General features: G+C 38.1%; 20 protein-coding genes. 3 read left to right on the top strand and 17 right to left on the bottom strand.

Annotated features, from left to right (window positions below):
- Positions 1 to 711: 711 nt before the first annotated feature.
- Genes AABM38_RS12490 through AABM38_RS12475 form a run of 4 tightly spaced genes read right to left on the bottom strand, consistent with a single transcriptional unit; the run spans position 712 to position 2,789 of the window.
- Complete coding sequence (locus AABM38_RS12490; RefSeq protein WP_423406721.1) at positions 712 to 1,458, bottom strand: STAS domain-containing protein; 747 nt, start codon at positions 1,456 to 1,458, stop codon at positions 712 to 714.
- On the bottom strand, positions 1,445 to 2,107 hold the full coding sequence (locus AABM38_RS12485) for a cobalamin B12-binding domain-containing protein (protein ID WP_423406720.1): 663 nt from the start codon (positions 2,105 to 2,107) through the stop codon (positions 1,445 to 1,447). Before AABM38_RS12485 ends, AABM38_RS12490 begins: the two co-directional genes overlap by 14 nt.
- Positions 2,108 to 2,124: 17 nt before the next feature.
- The gene (locus AABM38_RS12480; protein WP_423406719.1) at positions 2,125 to 2,487 is read right to left on the bottom strand and encodes a hypothetical protein; all 363 of its coding nucleotides are present in this window, start codon (positions 2,485 to 2,487) and stop codon (positions 2,125 to 2,127) included.
- Complete coding sequence (locus AABM38_RS12475) at positions 2,484 to 2,789, bottom strand: antibiotic biosynthesis monooxygenase family protein (protein WP_423410727.1); 306 nt, start codon at positions 2,787 to 2,789, stop codon at positions 2,484 to 2,486. The genes AABM38_RS12480 and AABM38_RS12475 overlap by 4 nt, the downstream gene beginning before the upstream one ends.
- A gap of 252 nt (positions 2,790 to 3,041) precedes the next feature.
- On the opposite strand from AABM38_RS12475, the gene AABM38_RS12470 reads away from it, so the two are divergent.
- Positions 3,042 to 3,830, top strand: coding sequence for a GNAT family N-acetyltransferase (locus tag AABM38_RS12470; protein WP_423406718.1), 789 nt, complete (start codon positions 3,042 to 3,044; stop codon positions 3,828 to 3,830).
- 149 nt (positions 3,831 to 3,979) lie between these two features.
- Here the strand turns inward: AABM38_RS12470 and ltaE are convergent, their stop codons facing one another.
- A complete protein-coding gene (ltaE, locus tag AABM38_RS12465; protein WP_423406717.1) occupies positions 3,980 to 5,005 on the bottom strand; it encodes a low-specificity L-threonine aldolase in 1,026 nt (341 codons plus the stop codon).
- Positions 5,006 to 5,141: 136 nt separating this feature from the next.
- On the opposite strand from ltaE, the gene AABM38_RS12460 reads away from it, so the two are divergent.
- Positions 5,142 to 5,567 carry a CBS domain-containing protein gene (locus AABM38_RS12460; protein WP_423406716.1) on the top strand — a complete coding sequence of 142 codons (426 nt, stop codon included), beginning with the start codon at positions 5,142 to 5,144 and terminating at the stop codon, positions 5,565 to 5,567.
- A gap of 50 nt (positions 5,568 to 5,617) precedes the next feature.
- On the opposite strand, the gene AABM38_RS12455 is transcribed toward AABM38_RS12460, so the two are convergent.
- The 3 genes from AABM38_RS12455 to AABM38_RS12445 all read right to left on the bottom strand — a co-directional run bounded on the left by AABM38_RS12455 (position 5,618) and on the right by AABM38_RS12445 (position 7,923).
- On the bottom strand, positions 5,618 to 6,082 hold the full coding sequence (locus AABM38_RS12455; protein ID WP_423406715.1) for an STAS domain-containing protein: 465 nt from the start codon (positions 6,080 to 6,082) through the stop codon (positions 5,618 to 5,620).
- Positions 6,083 to 6,293: 211 nt separating this feature from the next.
- On the bottom strand, positions 6,294 to 6,431 hold the full coding sequence (locus AABM38_RS12450; protein ID WP_423406714.1) for a hypothetical protein: 138 nt from the start codon (positions 6,429 to 6,431) through the stop codon (positions 6,294 to 6,296).
- A gap of 889 nt (positions 6,432 to 7,320) precedes the next feature.
- On the bottom strand, positions 7,321 to 7,923 hold the full coding sequence (locus tag AABM38_RS12445) for a hypothetical protein (protein ID WP_423406713.1): 603 nt from the start codon (positions 7,921 to 7,923) through the stop codon (positions 7,321 to 7,323).
- Between the two features lie 290 nt (positions 7,924 to 8,213).
- Here AABM38_RS12445 and AABM38_RS12440 point away from each other — a divergent pair, with 290 nt between their 5' ends.
- Complete coding sequence (locus AABM38_RS12440) at positions 8,214 to 8,348, top strand: BA3454 family stress response protein (protein ID WP_423406712.1); 135 nt, start codon at positions 8,214 to 8,216, stop codon at positions 8,346 to 8,348.
- A 106-nt stretch (positions 8,349 to 8,454) separates the two neighbouring features.
- Here the strand turns inward: AABM38_RS12440 and AABM38_RS12435 are convergent, their stop codons facing one another.
- The 9 genes from AABM38_RS12435 to AABM38_RS12395 form a co-directional block, all read right to left on the bottom strand.
- The gene (locus AABM38_RS12435; RefSeq protein WP_423406711.1) at positions 8,455 to 8,841 is read right to left on the bottom strand and encodes a VOC family protein; all 387 of its coding nucleotides are present in this window, start codon (positions 8,839 to 8,841) and stop codon (positions 8,455 to 8,457) included.
- A 12-nt stretch (positions 8,842 to 8,853) separates the two neighbouring features.
- Positions 8,854 to 9,255 carry an anti-sigma regulatory factor gene (locus AABM38_RS12430; protein ID WP_423406710.1) on the bottom strand — a complete coding sequence of 134 codons (402 nt, stop codon included), beginning with the start codon at positions 9,253 to 9,255 and terminating at the stop codon, positions 8,854 to 8,856.
- 4 nt (positions 9,256 to 9,259) lie between these two features.
- Positions 9,260 to 9,616 carry an STAS domain-containing protein gene (locus AABM38_RS12425; RefSeq protein WP_207502818.1) on the bottom strand — a complete coding sequence of 119 codons (357 nt, stop codon included), beginning with the start codon at positions 9,614 to 9,616 and terminating at the stop codon, positions 9,260 to 9,262.
- 263 nt (positions 9,617 to 9,879) lie between these two features.
- The gene (locus AABM38_RS12420) at positions 9,880 to 10,887 is read right to left on the bottom strand and encodes a LysM peptidoglycan-binding domain-containing protein (protein ID WP_423406709.1); all 1,008 of its coding nucleotides are present in this window, start codon (positions 10,885 to 10,887) and stop codon (positions 9,880 to 9,882) included.
- Positions 10,888 to 11,259: 372 nt separating this feature from the next.
- A complete protein-coding gene (locus AABM38_RS12415; protein ID WP_423406708.1) occupies positions 11,260 to 11,697 on the bottom strand; it encodes a hypothetical protein in 438 nt (145 codons plus the stop codon).
- 105 nt (positions 11,698 to 11,802) lie between these two features.
- On the bottom strand, positions 11,803 to 12,660 hold the full coding sequence (locus tag AABM38_RS12410; protein WP_423406707.1) for a DUF421 domain-containing protein: 858 nt from the start codon (positions 12,658 to 12,660) through the stop codon (positions 11,803 to 11,805).
- Positions 12,661 to 12,676: 16 nt separating this feature from the next.
- On the bottom strand, positions 12,677 to 12,880 hold the full coding sequence (locus tag AABM38_RS12405) for a DUF1657 domain-containing protein (protein ID WP_423410726.1): 204 nt from the start codon (positions 12,878 to 12,880) through the stop codon (positions 12,677 to 12,679).
- A gap of 61 nt (positions 12,881 to 12,941) precedes the next feature.
- Entirely contained in the window at positions 12,942 to 13,145 is a 204-nt protein-coding gene (locus tag AABM38_RS12400) for a DUF1657 domain-containing protein (protein WP_335377847.1), read from the bottom strand.
- Between the two features lie 129 nt (positions 13,146 to 13,274).
- A complete protein-coding gene (locus AABM38_RS12395) occupies positions 13,275 to 13,745 on the bottom strand; it encodes a hypothetical protein (RefSeq protein ID WP_423406706.1) in 471 nt (156 codons plus the stop codon).
- Positions 13,746 to 13,912 lie beyond the last annotated feature (167 nt).

Below are 13,912 nucleotides of genomic sequence, written 5' to 3'. Positions count from 1 at the left end.
TTAATTGGGAAATAAGTAGGGAGATCATGCTTGTACTGCAATGATTTGGAACATTTTTTTAAGCTTAATTTCCAGTTATGTTTATAAGTTCCTTGTTATACAAATGTGATAATAGTTTAATTCCTTCTATAGTATAAAGGATACAAAAATACTGATTATATTGTCTTACTAGAATATTATTTATGATAAAAATGGAAAAAATTGTTCGGTTGTTGTTGGGAAACTAGGTGTTTTTTTGTCGAATCGGTAATTCAGTCTGCATTTAGGTTGGCCAAATACGGGATAAAAATGGCTCCTTTTTTGAAAATATCTATCAAGAACCCAACCAGTTGAACCATTCTATACTCTGCAAGCAAATAGGGGTTTCATAATCTTAGCTGACCGTTAAGAAAAAATACCTTCATCATCTTCCATAAAACAAAGGCTCTGTTAAAGCTGAATGTTGATTTTAACCTCTGTTGATTGTAGTGGAAGGCGCGAAGACTCCTCCGAAAATGCTAACGCATTTCCATCGTGCGTGGGCAAGTTCGAGGAAGCAAATCAATGTCCTGCGGGCGCAGCTGGTCAGGTGTGACCCCGCAAGAGCGAAGCGACGAGGAGGCTCAGCGCCAGCCCCGCGGAAAGCGAAGCGCCTGGAACGAAAATCAAAAGCCTTGTTTGACAGAGCCAAAACAAAAAAACACTTCGATTTCCAATCGAAGTGTTTTTTTGTTATAAAGATCTTTTAAAGGCTTTACTTAAGCTATTTAAAAATGGAACATCAAGTTTGGAGTTTGTGCGGTTTAGATATAAAGCGTGATTTGGTTTAATGCCAATAATGCTTGGATGGAGCCCCATGATCTGAAGTTCTTTTATGAGTGAAATGAAGGTTTCTACTCCATCATTGGTAAGTTCACCAACACCATTAAAATCAAACAGAATTTCATCATGACCTCCATCCTGTGCTTTATGAAGGACACGTTCTTCGTTCTGTCTGATCAGCTCAGAGTCCAAATTACCAAAGAGAGGCACAAGTGCAGCATTTTTCGTCAGTTTAATAAATGGGCAGGATAGATTTTTTATTTCGAATAACGTTTTTTCAACTTGCTCCTTCTTTTCCAGAAGTTCGAGATTCGTCTCTGCCAGTCTTAATCGGTGTTTCTCCACAATGCTTTCTAATTCTGCAAGGCGATGATCTTTTTCGATGCAGATAATATGGCCCTCATCGCCCTCCCAGTTTATGCTGATGTCAACAAGTGCGTAAGGTGATTCAGAAGTTTTCATGATCAGTTCACCCTCTGCCCTTATGTTCGCATTTCCAAGCAGCCTTTCCGCTTTGGATCTGCTTTCCCAATCGACAAGCTCTAAAAAACTACTGCTGATAACAAAAACTTCCCTACTCTTATCTGAATAACCAAGGATTTGAAAATCCCGATCAATTAAGAAATATGGTTGAGGCAAAAATTTAATAGCCGACACTCGTTTTCACTCCATGAGGATGACGGTCAAGCCAGATTTTCACGCCCTCCAGATTTTTCATGAACATTGTCCTGTCCGATCCATGGCGGGCAAATTCATATTTTTCAAGCAGTCTGCCACCCACAATGATGGCTGGCCGATTTGGCAGTTTTTCTAATTCTTTGATATATGGCTCCAGATGTTCAGCATGATAAAGGATAGAAAAAGAAATACATATTGCGTCCGGTTTCCATTCTTCCGCAGCTTTTTTAACATATTCCAGCGGCAAATTTGGACCATGGAATCTTGTTTCCCAGCCTGCTTCACTGAATAGTTGGCTTGTCATCTTAAGTCCGAGATAATGTTGTTCATTTTCAACGCAAAGAAACATTGCTTTTTTCCCAATAGAATTAATGTGATGATCTCTTTTCTGTTGCCAGAGATAGCGCGCAAGCAGGAAATCGCATGTTGAAGAAGCGAGATGTTCATCAGCAACTGTAATGTTATTGGTTTCCCACAGATAGCCGATGTGCCTCATGGCAGCCGTAAAGATTGATTCATATATATATAAGCTATCTCGATTAGCTTTCCGTTCTTCTTCAATCAGTTCCCATGAAACCTCTTGATTTCCTTCAAGCAATAGCTGAGCAAGCGCAATTCCTTTTTCCAATAAACTTCACCAAATTTCTATTCTTGAGTTTCAGTTAGCTTTAATGAATTAATAGAACCTTCAAGAATTCTGATGTATTTTGCAGAATTTTCGTCTGAATAATTTTTGAATGCTGACTGAAGTCTCTCGAAATTGTCTACGAGGTGGTCAGTTTTCATACCTCTTGACGTTAGGATTCCATTCAACCAGTGTGCATAATCAATGAAAAATTGATTTTCCCCCATGGATAAAGCTGTTTGGAGATGTTTAATATGGTGTTCATTGTCTTCGCGGCATTTCTTTCTACCCTGTTCTCCATATTTTTCGAGAAGCACAGGATAATCTCGATATATTCCTTCCGTGACCTCATCAATAATTTCATTGATCGCAACAGGATTCATTTTGCCACCACCATAAATCTTTGTACCTTTGGCCTTATGGCTGCAAGCTCCTGGTCAGGGTAATTTTTTTCTAACTCGTGAACTTTCTTATAAGCTTCGCTTGTAATGTATGCTATATAATGTTCCTTTGTATCCCAGGAAATCTGGACTGTTAATTCGGATGGTGTTTGTTCGTTTTGCAGTAATTGGAAGGAGATAAAGCCTTCATACTCATCTACTAATCTAGATCTTTTTTGATAAATTGATATAACTTCATCAACTTTTCCTTCAGGCACGTTTACGGTTGAATGGACAATATACATTGTTAATCTCCCCATTTCTGCAACTCTCTTAAAAAAACATATTCCAAGTATACCTTTATAATATGGGCTTATCAAATTACGCATCTTTTTACTAACTTTCCGAATGAGGAAACCCTCTCCGGTCGGAGCCCGTATTAACCGTGATAGGCTTAAAGTTTGTTAACAAAGATTCCTTATTTTTCAAAATACCACTTGAAAAATATACCTATTTAAAATAAGATACTTAAAAGGTATTTTAAGGGAGAAATTGGGATGATTAGAAAACTTACAGAGAAAGACAATAATCAGGTTATGGCTTTTTTGAAAAATGAGCCATCTATTAATCTATTTATCATTGGAGACATAGAGGCATTTGGCTACGATTCGGAAACGCAGGAGCTATGGGGGGAATTAGATACGGAGGGTGAAATTAAGTCTGTTTTGCTTCGTTTTCACAATTCTTTTATCCCCTATGCACAGGATGAGAATGCACTGCCTGCAGAGGGATTTGCTGAAATAATGAAATCTTATCCCGATAAGATATTTCTGTCAGGAAAAAGTACGCTTGTTGCAAAATTCGAAGGCATTGAAGGTCTGAACCTGGGCAAGAAACAAGTTACTTATTTTGCAGAGTGTACTTCGGCAGACTTAATTGGTGAAACGACACAAGAAGTTAAGACAGCTACAATTGAAGACGTGGACAGAATACTAGAGCTTAGAAGAAGTATAGAAGAATTTTTTCCTAATCCAAACGCACGTAAAATAATGGTAGAGTCAATGGAAAATAAAACAGGCCGGACATATTATATAGAGGAAGATGGAAAAATGGTAGCATCTGCAGCCACAGCTGCTGAAAATTCAATGTCAGCGATGATTGTAGGTGTTTGTTCACATAAAGATAATCGACGACAAGGACTTGCGACATCTGTTATGCAGAAGCTGTTCACTGATGTTATGAATGAAGGCAAAATCCTTTGTCTGTTTTATGATAATCCAGAGGCAGGCCGTATATATAAACGGCTGGGATTCAAAGACATTGGAATGTGGACGATGCATAGGTAAATTTGTGGGTTACATATTTTTAAAATTTCCCTGAGTTTTGCTGTACTGACCGAACTGCAGATTATATGATGGAAATGTAAAAGCATCGTGCTAGTCTTAAAGTAAATCCAAAAAAGCTGGATGATTGAGAAGATCATCCAGCTTTTTTTTTATTGTCGCGCTGCTCTCGCTATAGCTTCAATGGCCTGCTGAATCTGATCCTCTGATATGTCAAAATGGGTAACAAACCTAACATGGGTAGCTCCGAAGGTTCCTGTAATAACTCCTTCTGCGCGGAGTCTTTCAACAAAAATGTCGGAAGTAATGTTTAAATTTGCCACATCCGCGACGACAATGTTTGTTTCTGGCTGGCTTGCCAGCTTCATGCCAGGAATGGATTCAATTCCTTCTGCGAGAACCCTGGCATTCCATTGGTCTTCACCAAGCCTGTCTTTCATTTTTGTCAAGGCGATCAGACCAGGTGCAGCAATTACTCCTGCTTGTCTCATTCCGCCTCCAAGGCGTTTTCGCCATTTTCTGGCCTGTTGGATAAAGTCGGTGGTTCCTGCAAGTAAAGACCCTACAGGAGCACCTAAACCTTTTGAGAGGCAAATTTGTACAGTATCAGTACTTTTCGTAAATTCCTTAACATCTACGCCTGCTGCAGCAGCTGCGTTGAACAGACGTGCTCCATCCAAATGGACAGGAATTTTGTTGGCATTAGCGATACTGTGTATTTCCTCCATATTGCCAACAGAAATAACAGCTCCTCCTGCACGATTATGGGTGTTTTCGAGACAAATCAATCCTGTTTCTGGATAATGAATATCCTCACTGCGTATGGCACTTAAAACTGCTTTGGGATCCATCGCACCGCGGTTTCCTGAAATTGTCCTAGTTTGAACTCCAGCAAGGGCTGAAACAGCACCTGATTCATAATAGAATATATGGGATTCTGCCTCAAGAAGCAGTTCCTGCCCTGGGCGGCAATGTGTAAGGACAGCGATTTGGTTTCCCTGTGTTCCGCTCGTTACAAATAATGCAGATTCCTTTCCAAGTATGTCTGCTGCTGTCTCTTCGAGTTCCCTTACTGTAGGGTCTTCTTTGTAGACATCATCACCAACCTCAGCATTATACATAGCCCTGCGCATTTCTTCTGTTGGTTTAGTGACAGTGTCGCTTCTTAAGTCAATCATGGCCTTCCCCCCGTTATTCTCTGTAGAATATTACTATTTTCTCTATTCTACCAAGTCAAACTACAAAAAACTAACAGTTTTGCTTTTTTCATCATCGGGTAAATCTTAAGTGTCGATTAAACGAGGAGGAATAACGATGAATATTGAAAAAGTAATGACAACAAATGTTGAATTTTGTACTCCTGATACACCAATACATCAAGTAGCTGCAAAAATGAAGGATCTTGACGTAGGTGTTATCCCTATTTGTGAGGGTGAACAGCTTACTGGTCTTGCAACTGACAGAGATATCGTCTTAAAGGCAGTTGCATCGAATGTGTCGCTTGATACTCCAGTTTCTGAAGTAATGACAACGGACCCTGTCAGGGGCACTGTCCATATGACGGCTGAGGAAGCTGCTGACTTAATGGCAGATGTCCAAATTCGCCGTCTGCCTATTGTCGAAGATGGAAAGCTGATCGGTATTGTTTCATTAGGAGATTTAGCAGTAACTGAAAAGCTTGACGATGAAGCAAGCCAGGCACTCGAAGAAATTTCAACTCCATCAGAACCGAATAACTAAATAGGATTAAGAATAGCGAAACCCCGCGGCAGTTTAGCAGCGGGGTTTCTCTATTCTTCTATTTTCCTGAATTCCAAACCCTTTTCCTTCATTAAAAATTTTAATGCAGACTGGAAGGTTGAAAATGATTGCGCATCTAATTTAATGCCAGCAAGCACCATACGCTTTACAAGCTCAGTGTTCATACCTACAAATAAGGTTCTGACCCCCATAAGGGCCATGGATGTTGCCATCTCTTGCAATTCTACTCCTATTTCTTCAAGACAGAGGTCCTCAACTCGTTCCCCTGTTATATCTGTAAGATCAATAATGGCCGTTTCAATGTCCTTATCATGGATGTAATGCAGCAGCTTTTCGCGGATTTTGTCGAATCTTTCCATTCGAAGCAAACCTGTAATCGGAACTAGAATCGTTTCAGGAACGATAGAAGGAATGACTGGTGCAGCCATCTCTGATAAGATGTTTTCATATTCGTGTATTTTTCGCTCAAGTTCCTGCAGTTTCTCGTTTACCAATTTTCCCTTTACCTCCCCAAAAAGTCCTTACCTGGAAAATGTATCTTTGTTTATGATAACCTTCCCTAAATAATTTGTATAGAAAAATATAAAAACCACTTCAAATCGTTGAAGCAGTTTAACTTTATATGATTCTATATGGACTCTTCGATATGAACACTTTCAAAGTAATAGTACTCAGGAATGAATTATCATACTCAGATAAATAGCATTAATTGATCACGCTGATTAGATGCATAATATCTTCATAAATTTGCTCTTGGTATAGGTCATCACAACATTTGTTATAATCTTCGATAAGACGTCCAAGTTCTTTTAAAAATATCAATTTTTCCTCTTCATTAATCATGGCACAATTCTCCTTAATAGGACAAAAGTCGTGTCTGTGGTTAAATTTAACATAATCTGTGAATTAAAACAACGTAAAAGATTCCTTCATCACTTTTATATTTTGTAATAAATGGAGAAACTATGCATGGAATTACATGTCTTTGTAAAACTTGAAAGGAGCAATCCATGCTATTAAATATTTTTAGAATTGGAATGGTACTCTTATCCTGGTCATCATTATTGTTATACCCAAAGCGTTCCTTCAAGCGATTTTTACCGGTAACCATATTTATTACATCGCAGGTGGCGATTTTATTAATCTTGTCTAATCCTTATAAGCTTTGGAGAGTGACGGGGGGACTGGGATCAAAAATAATCAATGATTTATCTTTTACCTTTGGTCCTTTCATTGCAGCTAATCTGTGGGTGTTCCGCCTTGCTTACGGGAATATATGGCAATATCTCGGGGTCAATTTTGTGATCGATTTTCTTTTAGCGTATCCTTTCAGTTCCATGTTTAAAAAGATGAACATCTACAGGTTAGAACGTTTAAAGCCCCTTTATTTTTTCGGTATCATCTATTCATTCTCAATTCTTGGATACGCATTTCAATATTTTCTTAAAGAATCCAGGCGTTAGTGTCTGGGTTTTGATGTTTTTTTGTGAAAATCATTCGTTTTAGTTTGCTGGAATACCTGATTTTTAACAAGTGAATTTTTATTTTGCGAAGTTCACATATTATCTGGAGGAGTTCACAATAATTCTGGCGAAGTCACTTCGCTTCTGCCGTTAATGATTTTTATGCCCTCTGCCTGAAAATTAATTAGACTGAAACCCTGATAAGCGTTTAGGGTGATAACAAATTGGACGAAAAAAAACCTTTCATACTTTTATGAAAGGTTTTTTTACTATTCAACTGTACGGGTTTCCAAGACGAGTTTAACCCCTTTTGCGTTTTCGATATAACCGATGACAGGGTCGATTTCGTTGCGAAGTTTATGGGTCAATGGTAATTCAATTTTATCTTCACCATATGTGAAAATGACTTTCTCAGGACTTAAAGTTCCGTTTTCCTTTTTATTGATCTGCTTCATTGCTGTAATTTCATCCCATGAATAGGCCGTTTTTTCCAGTCCCCAGAGATCATCATAATACAGCCCTTCCTTATCCATATAAAAATAATTATCAAGGCTCAGGTAACCGCCAATTATGGTGATTACAATAGTGATCAAAGTGGAAAGAACTAAAATGAAGCTGCGTTTTTTTGATTCGTACGACTTAAATAAATAGATGGCAATGAAAATCAATAGTACTGCTATGATTAAGAACATTGCTACCATGGTGACATAGGAAGACATAGGAGTGTCAAAAAACAAGTAGTTATTCTTCAAGTAAAAGGACTGGTGAATAAAGGCTACTAAAAATATACCAATTGGCACAGAGGCAAAAAGCAAGATAACGGCTGTCGTCACCAATAAGCTTCCTGCACGGTCTGCATTGTGTTCTCTCAAAACAATCGATCCCCTTTTTCTAATCTCTTTTTTCTCTATACTCTATTCAACTTAAAGTAAAAATTTTCCTTCCTTTTTTACTAAAAAGTAACAGGCACTCTCCAATTTTATTGAGAGCGCCTGTCGCAGGTCAAATGGTTCTGAATCCAGGGTATGTAAAATACCGTAAATTTTTTTCCCGCAAACCCATGTCCCACATGTTTATTCTTGCATGTAAGTTGGTATTTAGAATAACATGGTAATTTTATTTAAACCATCATGAAAAACATAAACAGAAAGGAAAATGTGAAATGAGAGAAGTGACTGTTACAATTGATATTAAAGGCAAAAATTATTTGACCAATGTAATTGCTGATCGTGATACTTCAGAGGAAGAAATCATTGAAACGGCACGACAGCAGGTTTTGAAACAGTGGACAGTTTAGATAAATAAAAGGATGTTCCGCGGGCCGCAGAACATCCTTTTTTATGGATATTAAATGAATAATGCTTAATGTACTTTACAGAGAGGGATTTTTCGGGGATTAATTATCAAGCTTCATACAACTCTATTGGCAGTCCGTTTGGATCTGTGAAAAAAGTGAAATGCTTTTTGGTTAAAGGGTCATACCTTATTGGTTCAACGGTAATCCCATAAGCTTTAAGATGATTAATTGAAAAAGGTAAATCTTCAACTTCAAAAGCGAGATGCCTCAGACCGGCTCCCTCGGGATAACTTAACCGTTCAGGTGAATTTGGAAATGAAAATAATTCGATTTGGCAGTGGTTCCCTACAGCTAAATCAAGTTTATATGACCGCCTATCCTCTCGAAAAACCTCTGAGATCACCTCAAGCCCGAGGACGTTTACGTAAAAACCCTTTGATTTTTCATAATCAGAACATATTATTGCTACGTGATGGATTTTGTTAAACTTCATGTTATTTATCGCTTACCTTGCCCATTTAGTAATAGAAATTGTTGTTCCGGATCCCGGCATGGAATCGATATCAAAACTGTCCATCAAACGTCTAACACCAGGAAGTCCTGCACCTAAGCCGCCGGAAGTTGAATATCCATCCTGCAAAACCATGCGGATATCATTTATGCCTGGACCATTGTCGACAGCTGAAATGTGAATTCCTTTTCTGCCGCTCTCTTCCAATACACTGATCGTAATTTGTCCGCTGCCCGCGTATAAATAGATGTTTCTCGCAAGCTCCGATATCGCAGTCGTGATTCTTGCCTGGTCAACTCCGCCAAATTGCAGTTCCTTTGAAACTTCTCTCCCTTTTTGGCGGGCGAGTACTATATCAAATTCATTATTAATATTAATTACAATTGGTTCTGTCATATGGCTAACCCTCTAACAAATGGCTTAATATCGTAATTCCTTGTTCAAGATCCAAGGCAGTGTGAACATTATCCAATGTTATGCCGAGTTCAATCAAGGTAATTGCAACAGCAGGCTGGATTCCGGTCAGCACTGCTTTTGTACCCATAAGACTAGTCATGACAATGACATCACCCAATACTTTTGCGATAAATGAATCGATCATATCTACTGAAGTAAGGTCGATTACTACCCCTTTTGCACCAGTATCCTTAATTTTGTTTAACAAATCCTCTTGAAAAGTAAGAACAGTTTGGTCATCCAATTCAACCTGTATAGACACTAATAAATAATCTTTTAATTTTAATATAGGAATTCTCACTTCATCTAAGCCTCCAAATCATTAAACTCACCAGAATTCACTATGTACAAGCACACTATATATATAAAGTGTACGAATTCTCCAAGTGCACTTTAGTAAATAAGATTTTAATTGGATTATACGTTAAAAACAGTTGGATTTACAAATTTAAACTAATCTTTCCTCTATTTTTAATAGAGATCATGAAATTATTTAATTTGAATAAAAAACCTCCAAAAAGGAGGTTTGAATTTTTAAGGCTTTGGGTAGAGGTAAAAGATTATTTAAAATGTAGTTTTAGCTCCAAGATAACGCGGTTTCCAGTACGTATTGTCCATGTCACTGATTTCGACTCCTCTGGATGTACCAGCATGGATAAATTTATTGTTACCAATATAAATCCCTGCATGTGAAGGGCCAGTTTTATACGTCTCGAAGAATACTAAATCCCCTGCTCGCAGTGATGAAACGGGTTTTGTTGCATTCCAGATTGTTTCAACGGTGCGTGGAATTGTAATCCCGACTTTAGAGTACACGTAATTCAAATATCCGCTGCAGTCAAAACCAGAGGGTGTACTGCCTGCCCAAACGTAAGGGACACCGATATATTTTTTCGCTTCAGAAATTAATGCATCTACCTTAGAAGCTGTTGAGTACGTAGCCGTCACTGTAGTGGTTGCGTTTGCTACATTCGTTGTGACAGGAGCAGCAGCAGCTCCGGACAATTTCAAGATTTGGCCAGGATAAATTACATCTGAATTAAGATTATTAATAGATTTTAAAACTGATAGCGATAAATTATGGCGAGCAGCAATGGTAGATAGATTGTCTCCACTCCTGACAATGTATGTGCTTGATGCAGATGCACTTGCAGTAGCGGGAGACACACCAGAAACCTTCAGCCTTTGTCCCGGATAGATGGTATCGGATTTAAGATCATTTAAAGATTTTAATTTAGTAATTGATAAACGATATGTTTTTGATATTCCCCATAAAGTATCGCCTGTTTTCACGACATATGTGGATTCTGTTGTATTTGTGCTTACGCTTGTTGTTGATGTATGGCTGTGCGGTGCAAGGACTGAAAGTCTTTGATTTACATAGATCGTATTAGTGGATAATTTATTCCATGTTTTAATATCATTTATAGCAACATTATATGATACAGAAAGCTTCCACAAAGAATCACCTGATTGAACAGTATGTAATTTTTCATGTGCGCTTGCAGAACCACTAAATGATGTAAATAAAAATCCGGCCGTTGCAGCCACCGTCATAAGCTGTTTTTTCATGTTGAGCAACTCCTTTGATTTCTGTTACAAATTTATACTAGAGTCTATCAAATGAGTTTTGAATCTATAATATTTGCCTGTATAGGAATAGTTTTCCTTTGGTAAAAATACCGTTTTCAATGAAAAAAGAGCCATAAACCTTATTAATATAAGGAATTAAAGGCTCTTTTTTCCTTTAAAATGTCATGTTTGTAATGTTATTGAAATACAAGTTTAATCTTGTTGTAATTTTTGAGTTATATGCCACCTGTCCTAAACATTTGTAAACTCAAGGGAAGAATGGACTAATATTTTTAATAATAAGTGAAACTTTTTGAATGGATCATGTTATTCAACAAAAAAAAACCCGCTGCATAAGCGGGTTTTTCGGTTTTACAAGTTGTTTTTTATCAGTTTGTTTGCCAGTTCATCAATCCCCTGGCCATTCCCTGTTTCTTTTACTGTTGAAGCAATTTGATTGATGATCTGGCTGCTCTCCGGACTAGTAGAAGTCGTTGAATGGAATCCTGATCCTCCAGGGTTTGAACCACTCATTTTAGTGTTCATTCCTGAAGTGATTTCCTTTGCGAATTCGGTCAGCCCAGGAGAGATCGGTCTATTAAATCCTGCTTGCTTATCAGTGTTTTGGAAAAGCTGCCTCATTCCGCCCATTCGATTCTTAAATAAATAGGCGGCTGCAGCACTTACTGCGACACCCATCAAAGAATAGGTCATTGAGCGATTCTTTTTTCTTTTATATCCGAACGTTTTCATCATGTTTTGAGGAATATTTGATCTCATTAACGTGGAAATCCATGCGGATCGATTCATTCGGCAGCACCCCTTTTTAGATTAGAGGAATCTTTTGTTCCTCCATATTTAGTATTGGGTATCTGCCTCTGATTATTCCGGTAATAGCTTACATTCACATTTGCCCTAATTTAAATATGGCTTTACCTTATTAATTGCTTTCTGTAGTTTTACTGAGTTTTTATTATACATTTGCTTAGCTTCCATTGAATCTGTTTCCAATGCGAACAATTCCAGGTCTGCCTGGCATTTTTTTAGCATAGCTAGAAGCAGCTTCCTTGGCTGTGGAGATGGCACTTGAAGTTGATCATCATATGTATCAATCGTCAATTCTCCATAAGAATCAACCTGTCCAATGAATACGTTTTCCAAAGTAACTCCTAGATTCGCTAATTCGATCTCAAGCCACCCGCGATTTTTACCTGCTGCTGTCAACGGATCGTTTAATACTTCACCATCCATGATAACGGTATGGGTCTCTTTTTCAGGAGCGACATTTAAATGTAGATCTTTAGGTGTCACTGGCTGCATTTCCCTTTTAAGAAGAACACTTAAATCTCCCTTTGGCTCAAGTACCGCAAATTCTACATCGGCTGTTTTAAAGACATTCTTTTGCCGAAGCAAGGAGTTCAGTTCGTCGATTGTATACTTTTCTTTTTTCATATTCTCTTCAAGAACCTTTCCGTCTTTAATCAAAACGGTGGCTTTACCTTCAATTACATCCCTGAAGGATTTGCTTTTAATTGAAAGAACATCGACAAGATAGGTAAATCCTCCAAATATTATAACAGCTAAAACTCCATGGAACATATTTCCTTCGAGGCCCATGATAACCTCTCCGGCAATACTGCCTATGGTGATTCCTGAAACATATTCGAAAAATGAAAGCTCAGCAAGCTGTTTTTTTCCGCCAAGCTTGGTGATTGCAAATAATGTAACGACGAATAATATTGATCGGACGATGATATGCATCCATTCAGACATTCATTCCACTCCTAAGCTAGCCTTTGTATTGGGGCTCTTTGACTTCCAGCTCGGTTTTTCGTTGTTCCAAATCCAATTTAATTTCATCTATTACCATCATCGTTTCATGGAAGACCCTGCTCGCTTCTTCAATGTTTGTATTTAAAGCTAGAGAGGATATTTGAGCCTCGATTCCTTTTATTGTCGATAGACATTGGTTAACATTTGCAGCTACTGTCATCAATCTTCACCTCATACTCATATGTACAGGAAAAGGGCGGGTTCACCCTGCCCTCCCTGGATTACGATTTATATTGTGGTTCTTCCTGCTCAATTTGCTGCAGGCGCGGCTGTATACTGTCAATGATGGATTGGGTTTGAGTAGCCGCCTGTTGGTAAAGCTGTTTTGCTTGTTGGTTTTCAGTACCAAGAGCGAAGGTTTCAAAGCTAGCCTGAGCACTTTTTAATCCAGCAAGAGTTTGTTTCACTTGAGCTCCAACTGTCATGTATATTCCCTTCTTTCCAAATAATTTTGGTACTGTTTTAGTATTGCTAGGTCAGAAAAAAATATTCATGACAAAATGATAAGAAAAAACCACTTACTTCACGTGGGGACGGAAATAAGTGGTTATATATCACTTTGTGTCATTGTAGACGATAATCCTTGTGTTATAAAGGACATAGCCATATTCCCACTTTGCCCGGATTTCCATGGCATAATCGCCCGACTCAACGTTGGAATCCTCTAGCTTAAGCGGGTAGCCTTTCAAACCCTTATATGCAAGCTTTCCTGTTCTAACATCCCATAAATAATACTTAACTGTTTCAGGGGGTTTTTCAAATTCAAGTTTAATTTCTTCTGTAGGGGCAACGACGATCGGATCATCATTAAGTACAAGTGTAACTGGATCAGAATATGTATCATCGGCAGCCGTTCTTCCCCATTTGTTCAATGAATATGTTCCGGGTTCTGCAATTGCAGACTGGTTATTTACTAAAACCTCGAGTTCAGATGGTTTTGGCCTATATTTGCAATATCCAGCGATGGCACTGATGATAAGCAGAATTAAAACTGCTCCAGTTAATGATAACACTGTTTTCTTCACCAAGCACCCCTCATTTCGCCTGCAAAATTTCATCCATTAAGTAGACGATTTGAAGTGTGGGTAAGTTTCATTTTTTTATCGGAAATTTCAGATTTTTATCACTAAAAAGAACAACGAATACAGAGTTTCATTCATATTATAATCTTTATCCTCTTCAACGTATCGGT

This window comes from Heyndrickxia sp. MSNUG (assembly GCF_049532715.1).
Lineage (GTDB): Bacteria > Bacillota > Bacilli > Bacillales > Cytobacillaceae > Mesobacillus.
This window is presented reverse-complemented; position numbering and strand designations above follow the sequence as displayed.

Coding starts and splice junctions, on each gene's coding strand:
- AABM38_RS12420 (WP_423406709.1), bottom strand. CDS start 10,887: ATGAAAAAACAGCTTATGACGGTGGCTGCAACGGCCGGATTTTTATTT.
- AABM38_RS12440 (WP_423406712.1), top strand. CDS start 8,214: ATGAGAGAAGTGACTGTTACAATTGATATTAAAGGCAAAAATTATTTG.
- AABM38_RS12430 (WP_423406710.1), bottom strand. CDS start 9,255: ATGACAGAACCAATTGTAATTAATATTAATAATGAATTTGATATAGTA.
- AABM38_RS12405 (WP_423410726.1), bottom strand. CDS start 12,880: ATGACAGTAGCTGCAAATGTTAACCAATGTCTATCGACAATAAAAGGA.
- AABM38_RS12480 (WP_423406719.1), bottom strand. CDS start 2,487: ATGAATCCTGTTGCGATCAATGAAATTATTGATGAGGTCACGGAAGGA.
- AABM38_RS12460 (WP_423406716.1), top strand. CDS start 5,142: ATGAATATTGAAAAAGTAATGACAACAAATGTTGAATTTTGTACTCCT.
- AABM38_RS12400 (WP_335377847.1), bottom strand. CDS start 13,145: ATGACAGTTGGAGCTCAAGTGAAACAAACTCTTGCTGGATTAAAAAGT.
- ltaE (WP_423406717.1), bottom strand. CDS start 5,005: ATGATTGACTTAAGAAGCGACACTGTCACTAAACCAACAGAAGAAATG.
- AABM38_RS12450 (WP_423406714.1), bottom strand. CDS start 6,431: ATGATTAATGAAGAGGAAAAATTGATATTTTTAAAAGAACTTGGACGT.
- AABM38_RS12415 (WP_423406708.1), bottom strand. CDS start 11,697: ATGAATCGATCCGCATGGATTTCCACGTTAATGAGATCAAATATTCCT.
- AABM38_RS12435 (WP_423406711.1), bottom strand. CDS start 8,841: ATGAAGTTTAACAAAATCCATCACGTAGCAATAATATGTTCTGATTAT.
- AABM38_RS12470 (WP_423406718.1), top strand. CDS start 3,042: ATGATTAGAAAACTTACAGAGAAAGACAATAATCAGGTTATGGCTTTT.
- AABM38_RS12475 (WP_423410727.1), bottom strand. CDS start 2,789: ATGTATATTGTCCATTCAACCGTAAACGTGCCTGAAGGAAAAGTTGAT.
- AABM38_RS12410 (WP_423406707.1), bottom strand. CDS start 12,660: ATGTCTGAATGGATGCATATCATCGTCCGATCAATATTATTCGTCGTT.